General features: G+C 55.3%; 15 protein-coding genes. 3 read left to right on the forward strand and 12 right to left on the reverse strand.

Features of this window, described 5'->3' with window-relative positions:
• Positions 1-19: 19 nt before the first annotated feature.
• Positions 20-1,009: a LysR family transcriptional regulator gene (locus HZS79_RS04550; protein WP_179927163.1), complete on the reverse strand. Its 990-nt coding sequence runs from the start codon at positions 1,007-1,009 to the stop codon at positions 20-22.
• Between the two features lie 826 nt (positions 1,010-1,835).
• Between HZS79_RS04550 and HZS79_RS04555 the strand changes: the two genes are divergently transcribed.
• The 3 genes from HZS79_RS04555 to HZS79_RS04565 are packed head-to-tail and all read left to right on the forward strand — an operon-like array spanning position 1,836 to position 4,215.
• The gene (locus HZS79_RS04555) at positions 1,836-2,588 is read left to right on the forward strand and encodes a 5-oxoprolinase subunit PxpA (RefSeq protein WP_179927164.1); all 753 of its coding nucleotides are present in this window, start codon (positions 1,836-1,838) and stop codon (positions 2,586-2,588) included.
• Positions 2,585-3,289 (forward strand): 5-oxoprolinase subunit PxpB, encoded by a 705-nt coding sequence (gene pxpB / locus HZS79_RS04560; RefSeq protein ID WP_179927165.1) that lies wholly within the window; start codon positions 2,585-2,587, stop codon positions 3,287-3,289. Before HZS79_RS04555 ends, pxpB begins: the two co-directional genes overlap by 4 nt.
• Entirely contained in the window at positions 3,286-4,215 is a 930-nt protein-coding gene (locus tag HZS79_RS04565; protein WP_179927166.1) for a 5-oxoprolinase subunit C family protein, read from the forward strand. Before pxpB ends, HZS79_RS04565 begins: the two co-directional genes overlap by 4 nt.
• A 70-nt stretch (positions 4,216-4,285) precedes the next feature.
• On the opposite strand, the gene HZS79_RS04570 is transcribed toward HZS79_RS04565, so the two are convergent.
• The 11 genes from HZS79_RS04570 to HZS79_RS04620 all read right to left on the reverse strand — a co-directional run bounded on the left by HZS79_RS04570 (position 4,286) and on the right by HZS79_RS04620 (position 23,092).
• Positions 4,286-6,310 (reverse strand): PhoX family protein, encoded by a 2,025-nt coding sequence (locus HZS79_RS04570; RefSeq protein ID WP_162217022.1) that lies wholly within the window; start codon positions 6,308-6,310, stop codon positions 4,286-4,288.
• Positions 6,311-6,499: 189 nt separating this feature from the next.
• Complete coding sequence (gene katG, locus HZS79_RS04575; protein ID WP_179927167.1) at positions 6,500-8,653, reverse strand: catalase/peroxidase HPI; 2,154 nt, start codon at positions 8,651-8,653, stop codon at positions 6,500-6,502.
• Between the two features lie 256 nt (positions 8,654-8,909).
• Positions 8,910-10,352: an NAD(P)(+) transhydrogenase (Re/Si-specific) subunit beta gene (locus tag HZS79_RS04580; RefSeq protein ID WP_162217020.1), complete on the reverse strand. Its 1,443-nt coding sequence runs from the start codon at positions 10,350-10,352 to the stop codon at positions 8,910-8,912.
• 16 nt (positions 10,353-10,368) lie between these two features.
• On the reverse strand, positions 10,369-11,940 hold the full coding sequence (locus HZS79_RS04585; protein ID WP_162217019.1) for a Re/Si-specific NAD(P)(+) transhydrogenase subunit alpha: 1,572 nt from the start codon (positions 11,938-11,940) through the stop codon (positions 10,369-10,371).
• Between the two features lie 338 nt (positions 11,941-12,278).
• Positions 12,279-12,785, reverse strand: a complete 507-nt coding sequence (locus HZS79_RS04590) for a hypothetical protein (RefSeq protein WP_162217007.1) — start codon at positions 12,783-12,785, stop codon at positions 12,279-12,281.
• Positions 12,786-12,846: 61 nt separating this feature from the next.
• Complete coding sequence (locus HZS79_RS04595) at positions 12,847-17,931, reverse strand: vWA domain-containing protein (RefSeq protein ID WP_179927168.1); 5,085 nt, start codon at positions 17,929-17,931, stop codon at positions 12,847-12,849.
• Positions 17,932-17,961: 30 nt separating this feature from the next.
• Positions 17,962-18,945 (reverse strand): hypothetical protein, encoded by a 984-nt coding sequence (locus tag HZS79_RS04600; protein ID WP_179927169.1) that lies wholly within the window; start codon positions 18,943-18,945, stop codon positions 17,962-17,964.
• 35 nt (positions 18,946-18,980) lie between these two features.
• The gene (locus HZS79_RS04605) at positions 18,981-19,568 is read right to left on the reverse strand and encodes a hypothetical protein (RefSeq protein WP_238401335.1); all 588 of its coding nucleotides are present in this window, start codon (positions 19,566-19,568) and stop codon (positions 18,981-18,983) included.
• A 127-nt stretch (positions 19,569-19,695) separates the two neighbouring features.
• The gene (locus HZS79_RS04610; protein ID WP_179927170.1) at positions 19,696-20,709 is read right to left on the reverse strand and encodes a hypothetical protein; all 1,014 of its coding nucleotides are present in this window, start codon (positions 20,707-20,709) and stop codon (positions 19,696-19,698) included.
• A 34-nt stretch (positions 20,710-20,743) separates the two neighbouring features.
• Positions 20,744-21,772 (reverse strand): hypothetical protein, encoded by a 1,029-nt coding sequence (locus HZS79_RS04615; protein WP_179927171.1) that lies wholly within the window; start codon positions 21,770-21,772, stop codon positions 20,744-20,746.
• A 93-nt stretch (positions 21,773-21,865) separates the two neighbouring features.
• On the reverse strand, positions 21,866-23,092 hold the full coding sequence (locus tag HZS79_RS04620) for a hypothetical protein (protein ID WP_179927172.1): 1,227 nt from the start codon (positions 23,090-23,092) through the stop codon (positions 21,866-21,868).
• Positions 23,093-23,257: the final 165 nt, after the last annotated feature.

The raw sequence follows: 23,257 nt of genomic DNA on the forward strand, positions 1-23,257 counted from the left end.
AGTTCGTGTTAATGAAGAGTCATGTTAGTGGAGGTATTGCTTCAGGGGTGGCAGAGGATGCGCTAGGAAGAACCCAACGCCCGGTGAAATCGGTGTTTGCCATTTCAGTGTGCCGTTCCCTGGCATAGTTGGATGCACACTCTTGGGCAATGCGGCCCACACCACGGCAAAAACGAGGGTGGTTTGCACCGCGCCATATCACATCATAGTTCATAGGCGGCAAGGGAGCGGGCAGCGCCACACGGCATAGATCGCCCCGCTGCCACTCATCTAACACGGTAGCAACAGGTAACGCCCCAATCCCCAACCCTTCCATCGTCATCCGTGCAATGGTCATTAGCGTGCTGACACTATGGATGCGAGGCTGCTGAACACCCAAGTCGGCCAGATAGCGCACCAGTTCTTCGTAGGGACGCGCTTGCCTACCAAAGGAAATAAACGGTAGCGCATGACACCAAGCGCCTGGGCGTTCACTTAGCAACGCGGCATGGCGAGGTGAGACAAACATGCCCATCTCATAGGGACTTAACGTGTCACACTCAATTTGCTCTGGGGCCAAGTAGCCATTCATGGCTAGCAAAATATCGAGTTCATTGCTTATCAATCGATTATTGAGAGCCGGTGAATAGTCGACGGTGAGCTCAATAATCAGCTTGGGATAACGCTCGGTAAGCCGCTGAATGAAATCAGGAAACCAGCTGTGGGCAATCGTTTCGATGGTACCTAGCCGGAGGGGGGCAGAAAATGCCTCGTCACTGTCGAAAAGCTTTAGTGCTTCATCGCGCTGGTGCAGTATGCGCTCGGCATGCAAAAAGAACTCTCGCCCTCGCATCGTCGGCTGGATCGGGCGCGCCGAACGCTCAAGAAGCAGCTCACCCACGGTACTTTCAAGGCGTGAAATACGCTCCGACACAGAAGGTTGCGTAATATGCAGACGTACGGCTGCCTTTCGAAAAGAACCAAGCTTTACTGCCCACACAAAGGCATCTAGCTCTTTAAAATCAAGCATAAGTTTGCCTAACCAACGGTTGCGCTAACATCAACAAGGATTTCTGCACAGGGCTGATAACGCCGCACGCTGTGCCGCTCCATAATGCAATGTGCCACTGAGTGGAATGGTTGCATTGCTTTGTAATGCAATCTTAGGGCCAGCATGTCGATACTGACAGGCGAAAGAGCAACGTCTTCTGCCTGAAGCACCAGGGACAAGCTGTACCGCGGCTGGCGTATGCATGCTGTACTCCTAACAGTCGCTCACTGGTCGCCGATTATTATTGGCACGGTAAGTGCTCATTAAGGCTGGCGTGAACGCATTTTTATAATCTTTTATCGAGTCGCTTTATTTATTTGATAATCGTAACAAGACCCAGGGTCAACTATTTTCCCAATAAATAACAGCATGATAGAAATCGCCGATACTTAGTATCGCTAAAAACGATTGGAACTTATCGAGATAGATTCATATATTGGATTTTAAATCGATACACTAATAATCATGCTAACTAATTACATCACCAACGCTAATCAATTAATAACAGTGTTTTTTAACTAACGCTATTAACAACAAGTTAATCTAAGGAGCCTCTGATTAATGTGATGAGCGCAGACCAGACAAGGCAAAAATCAACGACTAATCGGCAGGAAGGCCGATTTGGGCAGCTCCTCTGCTCGAAGAGCGAGCGACATGGACGTCGCGAGTCAAAAAGCGCAGTTTACGGGGTGTAAATGAGCATTTTGATCGGACTCGCGCACGAGGCGATTTTTAACGCAGTATGGTCAAGCGCAATAGTTAATCAGAGGTTTCCTAATAAATTCAATATCTTCCAGGAGGCGCTATGGCAACCCCGCTGCTGAACTGCGACATGGGCGAAAGCTTCGGTAATTGGTCGATTGGCTTAGATGCCGAGGTGATGCCTCACGTTGACTGTGCCAACATTGCCTGTGGTTACCATGCTTCTGATCCTCACGTTATGCGTCGCACCGTAGCGTTAGCGGTGCAGCATAAGGTTCGCATCGGCGCACATCCAGGCTACCCCGATTTGATGGGCTTCGGTCGCCGCTCGATGGCCTGTTCCCCCACCGAAGTGGAAGACATGGTGCTCTATCAAGTGGGTGCACTGGCTGGTATTTGCCAAGCAGAAGGCGCAACACTCAGCTATATCAAGCCCCACGGGGCGATGTATAACGACATGGCGGCGAATCTTGAGTTACTGGAAGGCGTCATGCGCGCCGTACAGGCCTATGATGCCACGCTTCCGCTCATGGTCATGGCAACCGCCGATCCAGAGCCTCATCGTCAGTTAGCGAAAAAAATGGGCATTACCTTGTGGTTTGAAACCTTCGCTGACCGCGCTTATGAAGCGACCGGCCACCTCGCCTCTCGCCGCCTGGCGGGTGCTGTTCATCACGATCAAACCACTATCGTTGCGCAAGCCGTGGCGCTTGCCAAAGGCGATGCGCTGATCGCCCGCGATGGCAGCGCGTTGCACCTACCCTGCGACACCTTGTGTGTGCATGGTGACAACCCAGAGTCGGTCGCTGCCGTGCGCGCTATTCGTGATGCCTTTACGGCGCTGGAGTCAGCGTGAAACTGCGTTTAGAAACCGCCGCCATGGATGTCCTGACCGTTCGGCTGTTTGACACGATCGATGAATCCAATATGGCGTGGATCATCGCTGCCGACCAGGCCTTACGCGATGCGTTGGGTGAAGCACTCATTGACCTGATCCCCTCCTACACCACGCTGCTAGTGCATTACGATTGCCTACGGCTTACGTTTGTCCAAGCTACCACGCTGATCCGCAGCGCCTTACGCCATTTAACGCCCGCCGAATCGCAGAACGGCCAACTGCATGAGATCCCCGTGTGGTATGACGAAAGCGTAGGGCCTGAACTTGGGGGAGTGGCAAAACGTGCAGGGCTCAGCGTTGACGCCCTGATTGAGCGTCACTGCAACCATGATTACTGTGTCTTCGCGCTTGGCTTCGCCCCCGGCTACGGCTTTATGGGCTTGGTAGATGAAGATATTGCCACGCCACGCTTGAAAACACCGCGACGCAAAGTCGCGGCAGGCAGCGTGGGCATTGCCGATCGACAAACCGCGATCTACCCACTCCTTTCCCCGGGCGGTTGGAATATTTTAGGTCGTACCGCCGTACCGCTGTTTGAATACGCTAAGCGGGGTGAACCGCTGCTGCGTCCAGGTGACAAAGTGCGCTTTAAAGCGATCAGCAAAAAAGAATTTGAAGCAGCAGGAGGCGATACAACGCCGATGGAGGAACGGTCATGAGCCAAGCAATGCTGACCGTTAAGCAGGCCGGGCCGCTGGCACTCATTCAAGATACTGGCCGGTTTGGTGTGGGTCATTTGGGTGTCACCCAGGGCGGTGCCGCCGACTGGATATCATTTCGCTGGGCAAACTGGCTACTCGGTAACGCGCCTGATAGCGCGGCGCTTGAAATTGTCATGGGCGGAAACCTCACCTTAGTCGCCAATGACGAGGTGCGTCTGGCGCTCACCGGAGCCGACCTGGGCGCCACCGTCGATGGCCAGCCACTCGCCACTAACACGAGCTTTCTATTACGCTCCGGGCAAACACTCATTTTTAGCCAGCCCCGCCGCGGTCTGCGAGCCTATCTGGCGTTTCCTGGGGGATTAAACGCGCCAGAGGTGCTGGGCAGCCGCGCTTGCACTGCCCGCGAGCAAATCGGTGGCCTGCATGAAGATGGCAAACCGCTGCAAACCGGTGATCAGCTCACCTGGCAAGGCAGCTCATCCGCCAAGCGCACACTGCCTGAAGGCGCACAACCCACCATGCCGGAAAAGCACTGCCAACTCAGCATGGTGCTTGGCTCTCAGGCCTCACATTTCGCCGGACGCAGCTTGTACAACGCCTTTAACCAAGCTTGGACGGTGGATAACCGCGCCGATCGCATGGGGGTTCGTCTCACTGGCAAGCCCTTGCGTAGCTCACTTGGTGGCATTGTCTCCGAAGGCATACCACTTGGCGCCGTGCAAATTCCGCCCGACGGCCAGCCAATTATTTTGATGAATGATCGCCAAACCATCGGCGGCTACCCACGTTTAGGTGCGCTAACTCCCATGGCTTGCGCCCTGCTTGCTCAGTGCTTGCCGGGAACCGAGGTGCGTTTGGCCGCCATTAGTGCCAGCCAAGCGCAAGTCGCTTATCGGCAGCAGATACAGGCATGGCAATAATGAAGATCATCTCAAAAATGCCAAAAGGCACCCCGAAAGGTGCCTTTATTAGCGAAACTGTGACTTCCCCTTAAGCCCCGACAATACCGCCATCTTCACGGGTGATGATCAGCGTTGCAGAGCGTGGAATAGCGCTGCCGCCCTCAGGCCAGTGGCTGGTGAAGTTGCCAGTGGCAAAGTCACCCTCGGTAGTGGTCGCCCCTGGGTGCTGTACGTTAACAAACATGGTGCGCTGGTCTGGCGTTGTCACCACGCCGGTAATTTCTTGTCCCACAGGCCCCGTCAGAAAGCGCTTTATTTCCCCCGTTTCCGGGTTTGCTACCAGCATCTGATTGTTGCCGAATACTTCGAAGATACCCGTATTCATTACAGACTCACTGATATCCGTTTGTATCCATACCCGGCGATCAGGATCGATCCATAAACCATCAGGGCTACTGAAAATATTGTCATTGTCCAATGAATGACCGGCTAGGTCGCGGCTGTCTGCATGATCCCCAGCGATGACAAACAGATCCCACTGAAAGCGCTCACCAGCATGACTGCCCTCTTCCTGCCAGCGAATGATATGCCCAAAGTTATTGTTAGCACGCGGGTTGGCGGGATGCTCGTCGCCCTCTTCCCGACGGGTGTTATTGGTCAGCGTAAAATAGACCTGTCCAGTGACGGGGTCGACCGCGCCCCATTCTGGGCGATCCATCTTGGTGGCACCCGCAACATCTGCTGCACTGCGCGTATTGACTAAGATATCCGCCAGGTCCGCAAAACCATTGGCGGGCGTCAAACCGTTTTGGCCGGGCGCTAGCGCCAACCACTCACCGCTACCGTCTTCATTGAATTTGGCAACGTATAGGGTGCCTTCATCCAACAGCGAACCATCCGCAGTGGCAGCTTGGTATGGCTGACGAGAAACAAATTTATAAATGTACTCGAAGCGGGCATCATCCCCCGAATAGGCAACCACAGGCTGCCCTTCAACCGCAGGCGCGAAAATAACGCCTTCGTGTGCAAAGCGCCCAAGGTGGGTGCGCTTAACGGGGTCAGCTCCCGGTGCCATAGGATCAATCTCTACCATCCAGCCAAAGGCATGCGGCTCGTTGCGGAAATCGTCAGCAGCACTCGCTCCTTTGCTGCTCGCATCAAAGCGAGCAAACATATCGTCTTCACGGTCTGCACGATGCCATTGATAGCGCCCTGTTTCACGCGTCTCTATCCCATAGCGAGCCTGCCGACGATCAATGTCAGCATCCGCATTGGCGAAATAACCCGCCCAATTCTCTTCTGCAGCCAAATAGGTGTTCCATGGGGTAACGCCATGGGCACAGTTATTAAGGGTGCCCCGTGTCATGGTGCCTTCTGGGCTGTATTTCGTTTTCACATGGTCAGTGCCAGCCACTGGCCCAGAAAGCTGCATAGGCGTTTGTGCGGTCACACGACGGTTTAGCGCATCCTGCACAACTTCCCATTCGCCACCCTCACCTTGCCGGATACGTACCAGCGTTATGCCGTGGGCATTCATCTCCTTGATAACCTGGTCAGTATCCCGACTGCCATCCTCGTGCTGAGGGAAGCCATTACGATCCAATGCCAACCCACTGGCTGCGGCATGTAAAAAGCGTGGCTCGACATATTCATGGTTCAGAACGAGCAGGCCATCGGTAGAGCTTCCGTTTAGCGGAAAGAAGTGCATGCCATCGTGATGGCTCCCCACCTGACGTGCTTGGTCTTCGCCGCTGGCATTCTGGGTAAAGGCCGGCATATCCCCACTGATAGGAGTGCCCCAGGGAATAAAGCTCTGTACACGATACCCTTCGGGAACCACGACATTATCTGCAGCGCTAACAGCAACTGGCTTAAACCCTAGGCTAGGCGATGACATACCATCCTGTGCTGCAAAGGCATTATTGAAGGGAAGTTTCGTTGCCATCAAACCAGCAATCACCGTTGCCAGCCCACCCTTAAGCACGCCTCGCCGACTCAAACGCTTTTCGAGAACATCGCCAAAATATGCATTATCAGACGCGTTGCTAAGTGGCTCGTCACCTTCCGCCAAAACGGCTGAAACCTTACCTGGAACGGTACGCTGCTGCGTCATCATCATTCTCCCTTTAATAAAACGAGTGCGGTTTACAGCCGCCAAATTCAGGGGATAAGCATCAGCAATGTTCATGAACGGTAAGTGACACTGCGGTTAAACTTACGTGTTATATAAAACCCAAAAAAACCCGCATCTTTCGATGCGGGTTTGAACAAGGAAGGTGTTGCTTGGTCTAGCAAGTGACATTTACGCGACGTCGAAGCGGTCTGCGTTCATCACTTTTGTCCAGGCAGCAACGAAGTCTTTGACAAACTTCTCGCCATTATCGTCCTGGGCATACACTTCTGCGTAAGAGCGCAGCAGCGAGTTAGAGCCAAACACTAGGTCAACGCGCGAAGCGGTCCACTTCGCGGCCCCCGTGGCACGATCGCAGATTTCGTAAGCGTTGTTACCCACCGGTTTCCAGCGATTGCCCATATCAGTCAGGTTGACAAAGAAATCGTTGGTCAACTGGCCTTCACGGTTGGTAAATACGCCGTGCTTGGTGCCGCCATAGTTGGTACCCAGCACCCGCATGCCGCCTAATAACACGGTCATTTCCGGTGCGGTCAGTCCCATCAGCTGGGCGCGATCCAGCAGCATCTCTTCAGGTTTGACGATGTAGTCTTTCTTCTGCCAGTTACGGAAACCGTCGGCAAGAGGCTCTAAAGGCGCGAAGGAATCAGCGTCAGTCATCTCATCAGTGGCATCACCACGGCCTTTGAGGAATGGTACACGCACATCAAAGCCCGCTGCTTTTGCCGCCTTTTCAATACCCACGCTGCCCGCTAACACAATTACATCAGCAATGCTGGCACCGGTATCAGCAGAGATTTGCTCATACACCTTGAGTACATCGGCAAGCCGCTCTGGCTCATTGCCTTGCCAATCCTTCTGAGGAGCCAAGCGAATGCGGGCGCCGTTAGCACCACCGCGCATATCGGAACCACGGTAAGTGCGCGCGCTATCCCACGCGGTGCTGACCATGTCGCTAATGCTTAAGCCGCTCTCAGCAATTTTCTGCTTGACCACTTCTTCGCAGTAATCAGTGCTACCTGCGGGCACTGGATCTTGCCAGATTAGGTCTTCAGCCGGTGCTTCTGGGCCGATATAGCGTGCTTTCGGGCCCATATCACGGTGCGTTAGCTTAAACCACGCTTTCGCGAAGGTCTGTTTGAAGTACTCCGGATCGGCGATGAATTTTTCGCAAATGGCGCGATACGTCGGGTCCATCTTCATCGCCATATCCGCATCGGTCATGATGGGGTTGTGACGAACAGAGGGGTCGGTTGCATCAACCGGCTTATCCTCTTCTTTAATGTCGATAGGCTCCCATTGATGAGCACCGGCGGGGCTTTTTCTTAATTCCCACTCGTAGCCAAACAGCAGGTCAAAGTAGCCCATGTCGAACTTGGTCGGGTTGGTTGTCCAAGCGCCTTCAATACCGGAAGTCACGGCATTGCTCGCTTTCCCATCCATATGCGGGTTGTTCCAGCCAAAGCCTTGAGTTTCAACATCAGACGCTTCTGGCTCAGCGCTTAGCGCTGCGGCATCACCGTTACCATGGCATTTACCCACGGTGTGACCACCCGCTGTTAGCGCGGCAGTTTCTTCGTCGTTCATCGCCATACGGGCGAAGGTTTCACGCACCTGCTGGGCGGTTTTCAGTGGATCAGGCTGTCCGTTCACCCCTTCTGGATTAACGTAAATAAGCCCCATTTGAACCGCAGCCAGCGGGTTTTCCATGGTCTCAGGTTTTTCAACATCAGCGTAGCGCTCATCAGAAGGCGCTAACCACTCTTTTTCATCCCCCCAGTAAATATCTTTCTCTGGGTGCCAAATATCTTCACGACCAAACGAGAAACCGTAGGCGGGCAGTCCCATGGATTCATAGGCCACTGTGCCTGCCAAAATCATTAGGTCAGCCCAGCTGATTTTGTTGCCGTATTTTTTCTTCACCGGCCACAACAAACGACGCGCCTTATCCAGGCTGACGTTATCCGGCCAGGAGTTTAACGGCGCAAAACGCTGGCTACCGGTACCACCGCCGCCACGGCCATCAGCAATGCGGTACGTACCCGCAGAGTGCCACGCCATGCGGATCATTAGACCACCGTAGTGACCCCAATCGGCTGGCCACCACGCTTGGCTGTCAGTCATCAAGGCATGAACATCTTGCTTGAGGGCGTCAAAATCGAGCTTTTTGACCTCTTCCCGATAGTCAAAATCTGGGTCCATCGGGTTAGTTTTGCGATCATGTTGGTGCAGGATGTCTAAGTTTAACGCTTCCGGCCACCAATCTTTGTTGGAGGTGCCAGTAGACGTGTTACCACCATGCATTACAGGACATTTGCCACTCATATTTCTCTCCCTTCTTGCTCTTTGCCTTGGACCCGCCAAGGAAACAGATGATCGGCATCTCTTGTTGCTGTTTACCGTGTAGATAACCAGCAAATACTGTATTGATATGTATAGTTTTAAAGCACCTCATTGATAGTCACAATTTAGATTTAACCAATAGATCGATAGCTATTAATTATTACTTGTCGCTTATTAAAAAAAAGCAGGGCGTTAGACGCCCTGCCCGTATTGCTATCAGGATAGCGTGTTCTCGCGTTTACTCCACCATTGGCAGCAACGCGTTCAGGCTATCCCGTGCATCGCCGTAGAACATACGCGTGTTCTCTTTAAAGAACAGCGGATTCTCAATACCGGAGTAGCCGGTGCCTTGACCACGCTTACTGACGAACACCTGCTTAGCTTCCCACACCTTTAACACCGGCATACCGGCGATGGGGCTGTTGGGATCTTCTTCAGCAGAGGGGTTTACGATGTCGTTGGAGCCAATCACGATCACCACGTCAGTGCTGGCGAAGTCGTCGTTGATCTCGTCCATTTCCAGCACGATATCGTAGGGTACTTTGGCTTCTGCCAAGAGCACGTTCATATGCCCGGGCAAACGCCCCGCCACAGGGTGAATACCAAAGCGCACGTTTTTACCCGATGCCCGCAGCTTGCGTACCAAGTCGCTCACCGCACTTTGCGCTTGTGCTACTGCCATGCCGTAACCCGGCACAATGATCACGCTATCCGCATCGTTTAAGGCGCTAGCCACACCGGCTGCATCGATAGCGACCTGCTCGCCTTCAATCTCAGCAGCAGGCCCTTGAGTGCCGCCAAAACCACCCAATATCACGTTGATAAAGTTGCGGTTCATCGCCTTACACATGATGTAAGAAAGAATCGCCCCTGAAGAGCCCACCAGCGCGCCGGTAACGATCAACAAATCGTTGGAAAGCGTGAAACCAATCGCCGCCGCTGCCCAACCGGAATAGCTATTCAACATCGACACTACCACCGGCATATCCGCACCACCAATGCCCATAATCAGGTGGTAACCGATAAAGAACGCCAGCGCCGCCAGTACGATCAATGTCCAGAAGCCTGCGCCATTGAGGTACATAATCGCTAACAGCAGCGACAGCACGGCAGCCCCTGCGTTGAGCATATGCCCACCCGGTAGCTGACGAGGTTTGCCATCCACTTTGCCCGCCAGTTTACCGAACGCAACCACCGAACCAGTAAAGGTCACCGCGCCAATAAAGATCGCGAACACTACCTCAAGCTGTAAGAAAGTAAGCTCATCCGGTGCTTTTGTGGCCACCAGTGCGGCAAAAGCGGAAAACTCTTGCATCACGCCGTCAGCCGCTTGAGCCGCCAATACGCGACGGCGCTCTAAGTCCGCACTCCAGGCAACAAAGACAGCCGCCAACCCCACAAAGCTATGTAGCGCCGCTACCAACTGAGGCATTTCGGTCATTTCGACCTTGCCTGCTACATAAACACCGACCACGGCACCGACCAACATGGCGGGAATCAACCACCAGTAGCCACCAATCCCTGGCCCGAAGGAAGTAAAGAACACCGCCACGGCCATGCCCACAATGCCGTACCATACGGCACGCTTGGCTTTTTCCTGATTACTCAGGCCACCTAGCGATAAAATAAATAGCACACTTGCCGCAATTGCCGCGGCAGATACGAATCCTTGTCCTAACATATCGTTTCTCCGCCGCTTAGGATTTTTGGAACATGGCGAGCATCCGGCGTGTCACCAGGAAGCCACCCACAACATTGATCGTCGCAATAAGCACCGAAATGGTAGCCAGCACAATGACGACCCCACTGCCTGAGCCGATTTGCAAAATTGCCCCTAAAATGATGATGCCGGAGATGGCGTTGGTGACCGCCATTAGCGGCGTGTGCAACGAATGGCTGACCTTCCAAATCACTTGGAAGCCAATGAAACATGCCAACACAAATACGATGAAGTGCTGCATAAATGAGGCAGGGGCTATTTGACCCAACAGCAGCATTAGCGCACCACCAACGGCAAGTAAGCCTACTTGACGTTTGGTTTGCGCTTTAAACGCCGCGTACTCAGTCGCTTTCTTCTCTTCAGGGGTTGGTTCTTTCTCTTTTTTCTTTGGCTTCGCCGCGGCGATGGCTTTTACTTTGGGCGGCGGCGGTGGGAAAGTGACTTCGCCCTGGTGTGTTACCGTGGCACCGCGAATGACATCGTCTTCCATGTTGTGATGGATGACACCGTCTTTCTCCGGTGTGAGGTCGGTCAGCATGTGGCGAATATTGGTGGCGTAAAGCAGCGACGCCTGGGTTGCCATGCGTGAGGGGAAGTCGGTGTAGCCAACCACCACTACACCGTTATCAGATACCACGCGCTCATCCGGCTTGGTTAAATCGCAGTTACCACCTTTTTCAGCGGCTAAGTCGATAATCACCGAGCCAGGCTTCATGGCTGCGACCATATCTTCCAGCCATAGCTTTGGCGCGGGCCGACCTGGAATCAGCGCCGTGGTGATAACGATGTCGACATCCGGCGCTTGTTCGCGGAAACATTCCAGCTGCTTCTCGCGAAACTCTGGGCTTGAAGGCGAGGCATAGCCACCGCTTTCCGAACCGTCCTGGCTGTCCTCAAAATCGAGGAACAGGAATTCAGCGCCCATGGATTCAATCTGCTCGGACACCTCAGGCCGCACATCAAACGCACGTACCACAGCACCAAGACTAGTCGCGGTACCGATCGCTGCCAAGCCCGCTACACCTGCGCCGATTACCAGCACTTTAGCTGGTGGCACTTTACCGGCAGCGGTGACCTGACCCGTAAAGAAACGGCCAAAGTTATTGCCCGCCTCAATTACCGCACGGTAGCCCGCGATATTGGCCATGGAGGAGAGCGCGTCCATTTTCTGCGCTCTGGAAATACGCGGCACCATATCCATCGCAATAACGGTCGCGCCTTGAGCTTTACAGGTTTCCAACAGCGCTTCGTTCTGTGCTGGCCAGAAAAACGCAATCAGCGTCTGGCCTTCCCGCAAATAGTGAGCCTCTGTTTCCGAAGGTTCACGGACTTTAATCACCACGTCCGCATCACGCCACAGTGCTTCCGCACTTTCCACAACGCTAACACCAGCGTCACGATACGTGTCGTCATTAAAGCCCGCGGCAGCCCCTGCGCCGGCTTCTACCAGGCATTCATGGCCCAGTTTTTGAAGCTGTTTTGCGCTCTCAGGAGTAAGCGCTACACGCGCTTCTCCTTGAGCTGTCTCTTTCGGTGCGCCTATTTTCACACGCTTTCTCCCTTAATTAGCCCATTTCCAGCGCCAGTACCAAAACGCTTGCGTTTTACCCCTGGCCATTGAGCGCTGAAGCGTACTGCTAGCGCAAGTTATTACGCCAGATAGCAGTCTAGGATCTAACGCAGCGACTGCCAGTTACTATTCAACCTTGGATTCAAGTTCGTTGTTTAACTACAACATGGGGCGTATTGGCATCCATACCCACCAAAAGAGCGAGAAAACTACTCCCAACTACCAAGAGGGGATCAGCGAAGAATCCTGATGTAACTAAGCCCACGCTTACGTGGGCTTAGTAGTAACCGCCAGTGACAAAATGCATCACGCGAAGACTATAAATCTTCGCGTACAAGCGTCACATCAAAAGACACGTCAACATCCATGGTATTGCTGTGGTCATGCCCCTCTGACATAGACGTCACTTGGGAAAGTGAGGCTGCAATACGCCCTTTTGCTCGACCTTCATTGCCGTCAATATCAAGCATTTCTATATCAATGGGTACCTCATCTTCCGTGCCATAGTGGGGCATGATTGAGCTTTCGGGGAAGTAGGTCACCATCGCACTACTGGCTTCTCCCTCCATTACTATAAAGCTAATACTCAATGTGCCTTGCGTTTCGAACGTTTGTTCTCGGTGTCCTTGAATGGTGACATCCGTCATTCCCGGCATCAGCTCGCTAAAGTTAGCGGTTGACCCATCTTCGTGGGTAATGACATGCCACTGTTGAGGCTCTCCATCCACTGTGCCGCTGATCTCGTCAGCTAGCGCAGGGGTCGCTACCAACATAAGCCCGCCCATGAGTAACGCACACCCCATAACTCGTTGTTGATTTATCATCTTCTCTGCTCCTGTTTAACCGCATGTTTTGTTAATGATGCCTTTTCGCTATCGCATGGTATTAATCTAATTTAAACGTAATCTTTCCATCTGGTGGAATGTGAATGCTGTGCTGTAACGCTTCTCCTGCCCTCTCTAGCTGCAGCGTGTAATTCCCCGTTGGTAAGATAATAGGCTCGCCATCTACCCGCCCACTGGCAACGATGTCTCCATCCGTATTTAAAAGCAGCCACTTAGCCGCTAATGCAGCCTTGAGACCTTCCGCGAGCTGCTGATCATCACGACTATCGAAGTACTCTCCGCCGCCTAACATCGCCAAACGCGAAAACTCCGCCTGGAGCGCAGTGTCCTCAATGTGAAAGCCCACTATATTCACCTGAAGATTAACGCCTTTTGCAAAAAGCGCTTCAACGGCTTCCTCGACATTGCCTTCACAGGTTTCTTCACCATCGGTGAGCATGACCACCAGCCTCGGTTGGTCGGCATAGGCGGCCAAATCATCGGTCACCGCCAGTAGCGAGTCTGCCAGGGGTGTACGTGCCAGATTGACCGCCTGTAACCCGGCTACCGCTTCACGGGCGAGGGCATGACTGCCTGGCTCAGCGGCCACCAGCAATTCGGTGGCGCAGCTGTGGGGCTCGGTGTGCCCAAAGGCACGCAGCGCCACCGGCACATGGTCAGGGATACGGGTTTTCAGCACCTCGTCGACAATTCTGCGCGCCACTTCAATCCGTCGCCCGCCTTCCATTGGCTGCAGCATGGAACCCGAGGCATCAAAAATCAGTTGCACGGCACCTGCGCCAATCGACGGTGACGAGCCGCTGACCACCTGCAAACTGCCTGGTTCGGGCGGCTCTTTATAGCGCTGCTCTATGGCCAGACGGTAGTCGGTAGGGTTGCGCAGTTGCCGCATGCCCTGTTCAAACGCCTTGATCAGGTCATTGCGCCCCGTGGCATAGGCGTAGCGGCCATCGCCCACTCGTGACCAGGCCTGCATCAGGTTCTGATACCAACGCAGTTCATCCGGGTCACGCTGCCCGCCGTGCCCCAGTGACATGCTGAAGATACGCGGCCTGACCTGCGCAAGCGTCTCCCAGGCACCCAGATCACGACCGACTTGCTCTGCGTCGGTAATCAGGAAAATCACTTTCTCCCCATCACGTTGCGCCAATGCCTGGCTTGCAATGCGCAACGCGGGCTCGGCATCCGAGTCGTGAAAGCGCATGTCGTAGTGCCCCAGCGCCATGGCCATTGCGGCGGGTGAGTCGGCCCAGCCATCAATGAGCAAAGGGCCGCCCAACGCCATCAGGTTACTCACTTCACGACCTGGGCGCAGCCCTTCGGCGAAGCGCAAAAGCGCCTGATAGATGGCGGACTGGTGGACACCGATACTGCCGCTACCATCCCAGATGAAAACAATCGAGCGCGGTGGTTCAGCCAGAGCCAACTGATAACGCCCAGGCTCCAGCCCTTCCGCCTTTGCTCGGCGGCCACCTGGCTCGTCGCGCCAGGTGAGCGCCACCGCTTCGCCCTCTGGGTTCGTCAGGGTGGCACTGAGCCTCCCCCGCAACGACTCTGCCAGAAAGAAGACCAGCGTATTGTTACCCTCTTCGAGGCGTATCTGATATGTCTCGCTCTCTCCAGGTTCCTCGAAGCGACCTTCCGCCCACAGGTCGGCAGTTGGCATGGCCTCCCTATCAGCGAGACCGCCGCCCAGTGGGGCTGCGCCATTACCATTGGCGTCACGCAGAGCAACCGCGTCAAAGGGTCCCCGGGTATGGTCGAGCCCCCAATAGGCCAGTATCGATTCACCGCTGGCCAGGTCGCTGGCTTCGATCGCTTGAATGCTGGCCGGAATTCGCCAACGGGGATTGCGCTGCTCAGGGTCAGCGTCAGGCTCATCAAACACCAGCTTCAGGTAGCGAACCCAGGGGGCATCAGGCAGTTCAAGGCGCGCCACGCCCTCTTCGTCACGCTCAAGCGCCCAGCTGGCCTGACGCTCCCAAGGGCCAACCGGGCCTTCGGTAGAGGTGTAAATACGTACCCGTTCTACCGGGTCGCCCTGCCAATCGAGGTCATCGACCCAGCGTAGCTCATCGATACGTGCCGCCCGCTGGTTGAGAAAGCCAAACACCATCTCGATGGTACGGCCATGAATACGTTCGCCTTGGCGCGCACGGCTCTCAACCTGTCGTCCCTGGTTGCCAAGCGTGTGACGCTGCCCCACCAGCCCATGTAAAGAACGCAGATCCGGCAAGGTGTATAGCCAATGCCCACCGTGTTCACCGGCGAGCAGGTCATGCGCCTGTTGCGCAAGCTGCCCTTGGGGTTCACCCAGTGCGCGGAACATTCCGATGCCGGTAATCGCACCCTGCCCTGGTGGTTCGCCCCATACGGACAGCGGAGTGATCTGCAGGTAGCGCGCTGCAACAGGAGTTTCAAGCAGGAACAGCTGTTCTTCTGTCTGTGCCGCCAGCTCGACCTCCATCAACGGCGTCAAGTCATCGGGGCTATTGCCTGCGGCGATGGCCACATGCCGCCAACGGCGGGCAATATCATGGTGTGAGCGTTGATTGAACAGCAAGGCATGCAAGGTGCCGCCACTCCCCGCCAGGCGCAATGGCGGCAAGGGGTCGCCCATTTCGCGCCAACTCAGCGCGCTGGCAGAGCTTAGGCCATCAATCAGGGCACGTAACTCGGTGTTTCGGCGCCGCCAGCGCTCCCCCACATCTTCACCGCTTTCCGGGTCCACAAAAGCGGCCCCCAAGCCAGCCCAGGCCAAGTCAGTTAGCCCATGCAGGGCGAAGCTATCATCCTGCCAGTCAAGGGGTGAACGCGGTGTGGCGTCTCGCACGACCGCCAGTGCAAGGCGCTCATCGTGTTCACCGGCACGTAAAAAGACCACCAGAGAGTCGCCTTCGGCGAGCTCCGGGGGAGCCGTCAGCGTCAGCAAAAGCGTTTGGGCGCTCTTTGCCGGCACAAGAAGCGATGCCGGCAAGCCGCTCAGGCGTGCGGCGTCGTGACTCAGATGCGCCTCCAGCGCCAGCGTTTGCGATGCATCCGCCTGGTTGTCAAGGGTGAGTTCAACGCTGACCTGCTGCCCTTGGGGATCAAAGGCCGCCAGTGCCATATGATCCGCCGTCATCGCCAAGTGAAGCGGCAAAGGTGGCGCACGCTGTGCATCAACAATATCGACAGGTTGCGTATTGGGGCCGAACCTTACCTGCATGATGATCGGCTGACCGGCAGGCAGCATGGCACTGTGCTCGCGTGAGCGGGTATCAAGCGTCAGCGGTATTTCGCCACCCTCCTGCGTGCGCAGGGTGATCCAGGTTTCCCCGCCACGTGGCTGCCTTTCCCCTGTGACTACGCCACCGAACAGCACCAGTTCACGCTGGGTTTCAGCTGCGGGCAAGCGCAGATAGCCTTCCTCTACCACTTTCCCTTGCAGCCCGATGCTGATGCGAGTTTCGCGAGGGATAAGCGGTGCCTGTTCGGGGGTGGGTGCGGGGGTCACACCATCGCGTAGATCCCAGGGGGGGATCAGTTCAAGGCGTGCCTGATAGTTGGTTTCACTGGCCTGCTGGCCACGCAGCCGCAGTAACCTGTCACCCGGAGACAACCAGAACGACGCCTGCTGGGGTTCGCCGTTGGCGCGTAGCGTCAGGTGTTCATTTTGATGACGGGTTTCTCCATCCCACTGCAGCCAGGCGTGGGTGTCCACCTCTTCAGGCGGTTTCAGGGTCAAGCGCGCGCGATTCCAGCCAGGCACATGAAACTGAAAATAGTCTTGATCATGCACCTGATGGAAGGTGCCGCTGATGGCTTCACCAAGCCACATCGGGTTGGCATGACGGGGAAGGTTATTGGGTTCGGCTTCATATCCGGGCGCCGGGCTTTCCTTCGCCGTCAGGCTCACACGATAAGGGGCATGATTGCCGCTGAGGCGAACCAGGTAGCGTCCCGGCAGCAGCTGCAGGTTATCGATACGCAGCGTCTCGCTATTCACGGAGTGTGCTGTCGCGCGATCTTCGCCAGGAAACAGCGCATTGAACGACAACGTATCCATCGCCAGTCGTTCCGGCTGATAGAGTTCCAGACGGCTAAGGCGAGTGTCGCTTTGTGCCTGAATCTGCCATTGGCGACGCTCTGCACCCAGGTCAAACATGAACCAGGCATCATCATCGCTGCCCAGCTGCCCCGTCAGGGTGTCCATTGGCGCAATCGGATAGGCCCAGTCGGCTGAATAATTGGGCAGGCTCACCTGGTCATCAGCAAGCGGGGTGCCTTGCTCCAATGACACCGTGATATCAATGGGATCACCACGACGCGGTGGCTCAAACACCACGCGATAATCGCCCGCTGGCAAAGCGGCATCCTCAAACAGCTGCGCATTGGCACCGTGTCGGCAGGTCGGCGTATGACGCTGGTCATCGAACAGGCAAATACCGAGCCGCTCGGCCTCGTCACCATCGATATGCAACGTCAAGGGAGGTGAGGTCGCGGATACCTGAAACGTCAGCTGCCGTGATTCCCCAGGATCAAGACGCAAAGCAGCGGGCTTGCCTATCGTTAGCTGGGGCGGGAGTTGTGGTGGGGGTTCGTCATTCTGAGGGGCCTCATCGGCCGCCCTCTGCTGGTTCAGAGTGAGCGCTGCCTCACGTGACACCACCAGCTGGTAACCACCGCCGCCCTCCTGACCTGCCAGGCGTATCAAGTAATCAGCAGCGGGGATCAGAAGACCTCTCTCTATCACCTCTGCGCGTTGTTGCGTGGCCAGCAGCGACAGCAGTGGCGTATCGTCCTCTACCTGCTCGGGCGGCGTTGCGCTACCGAAGGTGGCAATGCCCGTCTGGGCCTGGGCGGGGAACGGCGTAAGCTCGACGCTGACACTGGCTCCGTCATCAGCCAGTAGCTGAAAACGCCACAGGTGATCACGATCGTCATCGCCAAGCCGCCAGCGATAAAGATCTTGATCATCGGCCACCACCTGACCTATCAGGCGCGCCTCGCCATGGAACTCCTGAGCGGTATCAAGCGTATTGTTGGGCTCACGCTCCAGCGTCAGCCGAGGAAAGGCCTGCGCCGACTGTGCGCACCACCACAGCAGGGCCAAGCCCGCCAGAAACCTGCCCGTCGCGACCATCCCACCTCTCCTTCCGGTTGATACAGCGCGTTACCAATCCGGACGCGGCCAGGGTTCTTGATCACGGGTGGTGACCACCCGTGCAGCATCACCTGTACCGAGGATAACCAGCCGTTCCCATAGCGCACGGGTATGATCATCCATCAACTGGTCGTGGTGAATAACGAGATCTAACGCATCGTCCTGTCCCATCCCCCTTTCCAGAGAGACTTCAATAAAGGGCTCCCCCGGAGTAACGCTTTCCGGCCACTCGGGTACGCGCCAAGAGGTTCGCCCTTGCTCGTCGCGTTGGCGTAGGCCAAGCTGCTCCAGCCCAGCTTGCAGCAGCGATAGCTCCATCTGTTCAGGCTTAAACGGGAATTCGGCTGGCTCAAGTTCTGGCCAATCGCGCACCGAGTCATTGAGTGACTCAATCGTTTGGCAAGACAGACCTAGACACTTCTCAGCACTATCTTCAGGCAGCTCACGCCGAGCTGCATGTGTGATATCCGCAACCTGTCCCATGATGGGCCGAGTGATAAGGCGCCAGGAAACATCGGAAGCCTGACCGAAGGCATCAACAGACGCCACCTGCTCTTCACCCAATATCTCGACAAGTTCAGCGTGACGTGCTGGGCCGAGATTGAAACGCGACACCTCGACCAGCTCAACTATCAGTGGTGGGCTCGCCTCTGGGGTCACATTGGCCTGGGCATAGCGTAGGCGGTAACGAGCGTGCGGAATCATGGGTTCTTCATTAAGCACGACCAACAGCGCCTTACTCAATGGGCCAAAATCCGCATCAACCAAGAAGACGCTGTCAGTGTCACCGTTACTCGCTAGCACCTCACGCAGTTGTTCCTCCAGCGCCGCCACGTTTTGGTGCTGCCACGCACCCTCTGGAGCAAAGACCGCGGCGACGTCCTTCAGCGAGGCGGCATCAACCAGTCGCTGATCCGCGGCCATGTCGCCACCATAAGCAGCCCCCCAGGCACCAATTGCAGCACAGAAGGCCAAAAGACGCAGACTCGGCATGCTTCTCTCCTTGCTCTGTTACTCAGGCCGGCGACCTAGCGAGCGCTTTGCTCACGCACCGCAGCAAGGTCCCAGCTTCGCATCAGGTCAACGGCAACATCCTGTGATGCCAGGTTTTCACCTTTCACCTGCATCATAATCCGACCATCGAGCAGCAGCGTGACTTCTGCGCGTGAGCGCTCAGGTTCCCACTTGACTACCGCCGCTTCACGGCCTAGGCGAATGCGTTCCATATCAGGTTGCGCAGCAATCATTGCGGGGTTATTGAACAGCGCCCCCATGCTTTGAATCAGCGGGCTATCGAGCATCATGCTAGCCGTCAACTGACCATCGCCATCATCTTGCTGATAGACGCGCTCAAGGGAAGTGCCACCCGCACCAAACATGGCAGCCGCTCCGCTGCCGCCTGCACTGCTCGAACTTGCTTCCTGTGCCGTCCAGCCATCCGGTGCCTCTGGGAAGGTTTGAGCAATTCGTCCTGACATCAGCTTGCGCATATCTTCAATGGCGAACTCCAGCTCGGTAATTGCCGCGCCGTACTCTTGCTCCTGATAGAGCTCAAGCCCCAGCTCAATCTGCTCGACAACCTCATCCGCCAGAACACTTTGTGCTACTGGCAACATAAGGACACTCGCGAGGGCCAACCCCTTAACCTGTGCGGAGGCAAGACGGGTACAAGGCATGTTGCTCGGTATCATGATGACGTCCTCTTGTTGTTACTGTTATGCAGGGTCCCGATGATTTAACCCGTTAGGGCCGGTTGCTGTTGCTATCCGCGCTCTGGTCGCCGCTGAAAGGCGCTACCGCCTCTGGTTGCTGGGCTTTTTCGCCAGCTACTTTCTGTTTTAACTCGCGGAATTTTTTCGACATCCCATCCAGTTTAGCTTCCCACTCAGGATCCGGGGTTTGGCCTTCGATGACCTTAAAATACACCTGCATCATGCAGACGACGGCCAGAGGCTCAAATATCGCCACCTTAACGCTCCAGGCAAACAACAGCGCGACGACCAGCCCTGTTGCCGACCAGCCACCGGGAATCAGATACGCCACCAAAGCAGCCGGTGCTAACATCACCAGAAAGACCGCAAACGACAGCAAATACATAATTAACGTCAGCCAAGCCGCATTCGTCATCATCGGCTTAAGATTCTGACCGTAAAGTATTAGCGCATCTCGTGAGCTTTCCCAAGGCGTGTTCGAGCGCATACGAATGCAGTAGGCCAGAATCACCTCATCAATAAAGCCGACGGCAATACGTAAAAATGCCTGCACAAGGCGTAAAAACTGCTGCGCCCCTGGAATGGGCAGAATTCTAAATACCGTTCGGACTATCCCCACTAGTGACCTGAGCACGCCCTTGATTAATTGATCTACCACAAACAGGGCGCTGGCCTGGCCAAAACGCTCCTTCACTACTTGGCTGGCATGTTGAATCTGGCCACGGTTTCCAGGCAGCGTCTGCCCTTCCATTAATTCCACCAGCACAGCGATATGCCCCGCCTTGACCACATACAAAAGGTACTCGCGCAATACATACATCACCGCGCCAACAATCCCAAAGCCGATGGCGCCGCCCCAGAACGTGGAAGCCGCACGAAAGCCTTCGTCACCGAAGCCTCCGACGCCCCAGCCTACCCCAGCACCGACACCGGTCATCAGTACATACGCCAACGCGATGCCGAAATACACCACCAGGCGAAAGACAATAAAAGGCAGGGTTTTGAACATCAGACCAATGGCCTGCCCAAGGCGAAAATCCCACATATCGAGCTACTCCCAAACAACCAAGTGAGTTTACTTACTCATTGAGCGCCAGTGCTTCGAGGCGTCCGTTGAGCGAGACGCTGTCTTCGCCACTGGTTTCGAACCGGATATCTGCGTCAAACATACCCTCGCGTTCCGTGAGTGTTAGTGTTCCATCAAGCTGCTCAATTGCGTGCTGAGACAGGATGACTCTCAGCGCATCATCACTGGCACGATCTGACAACGTATACTCCCCTGTCGTGATACCGCTCGGTAACATCAAGGAAATCCGATTCCCTATCGATAGAATGTCGCCGGTATTGGTGGTATTGATGGCAATGCGTCCTAGGTGCGTTTCGCTGTCGCCGTTGACCGTTAACTCGTACTGAGCCTGTGGCTGAGGCGTGAAGGCCAACCCAGAAACGGCACCCTCTACCGCCACACGTGCAGCAGCTTCCCGGTTACCGTCCGCTGCATCAAAACGCCATGCCGCAGTAACACTTTCACCAAGCTCGACCAGATGCAGTTCACCTTCAATCTGGCGCGCAAATGTCCATGCATGACCATCGCCGCGTAGGTGAGCTTGAACCTGATCGTCATTGGCTGATGAAAAACTCGAAATGTCGTAACGTTCGCTCGCCCTCGCATCACCGGGAAGGGTTAGAGTGACCCAGGCTCTCACCACATTGTCAGGCTCATCCTGATGGGTAGCATCCGTATAAATCGTCAATGAATAGGGGCCATCCGCATTGCTACCTGCACGTGCCGAACCGCCGCCACGCCCTGGCCGAAACACATCCACACTGACACCGCCATAACGTGGGTCGTCTGCCGTGGTGTATTCGCCGGTTGACGTCACAGTACCGTCGATTGTCAGTAGCGATGCGCCTTCATCCAGGCTATCGAGCCACTCTTGCATCTCACTATCCGGTGAGGCACTGCCTTGGGAGGCTACCACGCTGCTATCGGTTTGTTCGTCGGCGTTATCCGTCGCGTTAATGCCTGCGTTGTCAGCACTGTCACCACATCCAGCGAGCGCCAACGCCACAGCGGGCAAGACAACCGTTAGTTTCCACCCATCCATATCCCTACCCTCACTTTTGCTCTCACTCACGGTGTTTGAGCGGACTATGTGGTGGCCTGAAAGCCTTGCAACATGCCCATCTCGCGCCACTGATCACTGCGCCATAAACCTAAGTTCATAACGCACATCCAGCTCACGGCCTTCATCGTTGGTAAACACATTGAAAGCGGTGTAATCATCAAAGAAGGTACCGTTGACAAAGGCCCACTGGTCGGGCCTGGGGTGAAGGATAGGATCGGCATCCACTGCATCGAAAAAGTGTTCGCCATATAGCATGATCAGCAAATCGCGAAAGTCTTCTGCACTGTTTTCATCCAGCACAAAATCTGGTGAAACCAGCTCATTGATCATGGGCAGCGGCATGTTAGTGCTGGGGCGGGTAATACGTACTAGGTGGTCATCCTGGTGATAGAAGACCTGGTCCCTGTCTCTATCTAATAAGTCACGCTGGGATTGCTCTGCAAATATCTGATAATCGTAGCGATAAATATCGTGCTGAATCATATCGCTGTCCTCAGACAGCATCAGTGGCTCAGCAGCAAAATCGATACCCTCCAAAAACAGCGCTCTGATCTCTTGAAGGGTGGCGTCATCCACCGCCGGTGCGGCGGCATCCACCAAGTCATCAGATCCCCAGTTGATGGGGTTCATCTGGCTATCGTGCTCTAGCGCCAGCAGGTCCAACTCAATACGCACATCACCGCTGACACCTTCGCTACCCGGTACCGGTTCTAGTTGGCCACTGATTTCAAGATACCCCGATAATTCATGCTCTCTGGCTTGCTTGAAGGTCACACTGCCTTGCTCAGTGATGACTTCCGCCAGTGGAGCGAACTCACCTTCAATACGCTCCCCGAACATCGCCACCAACATGAACGTATCGCCATCAATGGCCTCCGCTTCTGAACCCACCACGTCGGCCGCCCCCTCCAGCAACCGAGTATTTTCGTGGGGCGCCAGCACCAGACACACATAGCGAAGGTCGTCGCCTTCACCCCTCAGCAGCAGCTCACTGGCCACCACCAGCCCACGGGAGTCACTATGGTTGAAGTAGCCCTGCCCCATAAGATCGCCACTGTCGGCCCCCTCCCAACGCCCGGATACTGTCGGCGCCATGTCGGGGTCACCACTATCCAAAGCAGCCTGTAAGCCACTTAACAAATCAGCGTCGGATATGCTCACGGGTGGCATGCTGCAAAGGGTCGGATCAACCATCTCAAACAAAAGGCCCGGCGGCATTCGCTCGCTCACATCATCCGCGTTAGCCGTCGCGCCAGCATTAAGCAGGCCGAAGGACATTGCCGCACTGACCCCAAACATGCTCAGAAACCGCCTCATGGGTCGTGGTTCAGTCATGCTGGGAATACTGTTTTGCACACCGTTTTTTTGCCGATTATGGATAAAACGCGATAAACACATGCGACTCCCCCCGATATAGTCGACCTCAGGAAATGAGCGAAACATTATTGTTACCTAACGTTAAAT

The organism is Vreelandella zhaodongensis (assembly GCF_013415115.1).
Lineage (GTDB): Bacteria > Pseudomonadota > Gammaproteobacteria > Pseudomonadales > Halomonadaceae > Vreelandella > Vreelandella zhaodongensis.